General features: G+C 43.5%; 1 protein-coding gene and 1 pseudogene. Both read left to right on the top strand.

Annotated elements, in window-relative coordinates; translation table 11 throughout:
- Nucleotides 1–206 precede the first annotated feature (206 nt).
- Nucleotides 207–1,061 carry a carbohydrate ABC transporter permease gene (locus tag QZL69_RS05060; RefSeq protein WP_022214140.1) on the top strand — a complete coding sequence of 285 codons (855 nt, stop codon included), beginning with the start codon at nt 207–209 and terminating at the stop codon, nt 1,059–1,061.
- Nucleotides 1,061–1,466 (top strand): annotated as a pseudogene (locus tag QZL69_RS05055) (carbohydrate ABC transporter permease); the annotation flags it as partial. The gene QZL69_RS05060 and the pseudogene QZL69_RS05055, both read left to right, overlap by 1 nt.

Here is a 1,466-nt window from a genome sequence, read left to right as displayed (position 1 = left end):
GTGGAAAAACGGACTTGGAACAGCTCTTACCGCATATGCAGCAGGCACAGGTTCATGGGATGATGTTGTAAGTGCATTCGTTGACGGATGGGCTACAGAGAAAGCTCTCTCCGAGTAATCAAAATAACATGTGATCAATCATCAAGAGGAGGCGAGGTTCTTGCCTCCTCCTGTGAGTTCTATGAGAGGGAAAGAGGAGAATTAAAATGGTAGGAAGAACGATCAAAAAGTGGTGGCCGATTTTTGTATTGCCGACTTTTGCGGCATTTGTTATCGGTTTCCTTTGGCCTTTTATCTGGGGCATTTATCTTTCATTTTGTAAATTTACAACCGTAAATGATGTAACCTTTGTCGGATTTTCGAACTATTCCAAGATCTTACTGGATAACACCTTCAGTCATTCATTCTGGCTGACTGTTGTGTTTGCTTTTGTTTCCAGTATTCTGATCAATGTGCTGGCATTTTCCATCGCACTGGTACTCACCAAGGGATACAGAGGAACCAATGCATTCCGTACCGTATTCTTTATGCCTAACCTGATCGGTGGTATCGTACTTGGATATATCTGGCAGACACTGTTAAACGGACTGCTCTCCAAATGGGGACAGCCTTTGCTTTCACTTTCTGCAAGAAACGGATTCATCGGTATGCTGATTCTTCTGATGTGGCAGCAGATCGGATATATGATGATCATCTACATAGCAGGTCTGAACAACGTTTCTCCTGATCTGGTCGAAGCAGCACAGATCGACGGTGCGACAAACAGACAGATCCTGTTCAAGATCAAGATCCCGATGATTATGCCGTCTGTTACAATCTGTACTTTCCTGACTCTGACAAACGGATTCAAGATGTTTGACCAGAACCTTTCTCTTACAGGAGGAGATCCGGGTAAACAGTCACAGTTACTGGCTTTGAATATTTATGATACATTTTATGCAAGAAGCGGCGCTCAGTGGAAGGGTATCGGCCAAGCAAAAGCAGTTGTATTCTTCCTGCTGGTTGTAGCGATCGCACTGATACAGCTTCGTGCAACATCATCTAAGGAGGTGCAGCAGTGATGGAAAATAAGAAAAAAAATCCGGTTGCGTCAATTATTTTGACGCTGATCTGCATCCTCTGGATGTATCCGATCGTACTGATCTTAGTCAACTCTTTAAAGAAAGAAGCTGCGATTACAACTTCAGGTGTATTCAGTCTTCCTACAGCTGAGACATGGAATGGTGTTGCAAACTTTGTGGCAAGTGTTACACAGATGGATTTCCTCAAATCCTTCTGGTACAGTCTTGTGATCTCAGTGATGTCCGTTGTTCTGATCATGCTGTGCTGCTCTATGGCAGCCTGGTACATTGTTCGTGTAAACGGAACATTATCCAAGGTTTTCTATTACCTTTGCGTATTCAGTATGGTAGTACCGTTCCAGATGGTTATGTTCACACTGGCAAAAACAGCTGATACCTTACGTC

The organism is Blautia sp. CAG:237 (assembly GCF_000436615.1).
GTDB lineage: Bacteria > Bacillota > Clostridia > Lachnospirales > Lachnospiraceae > Blautia_A > Blautia_A intestinihominis.
Note: the sequence above shows the minus strand (reverse complement) of the source record. Positions and strands in the feature narration are given on the sequence as shown.

Excerpts from the sequence above, each read along its gene's own strand:
- QZL69_RS05060 (WP_022214140.1), top strand. The coding sequence starts at position 207 with ATGGTAGGAAGAACGATCAAAAAGTGGTGGCCGATTTTTGTATTGCCG.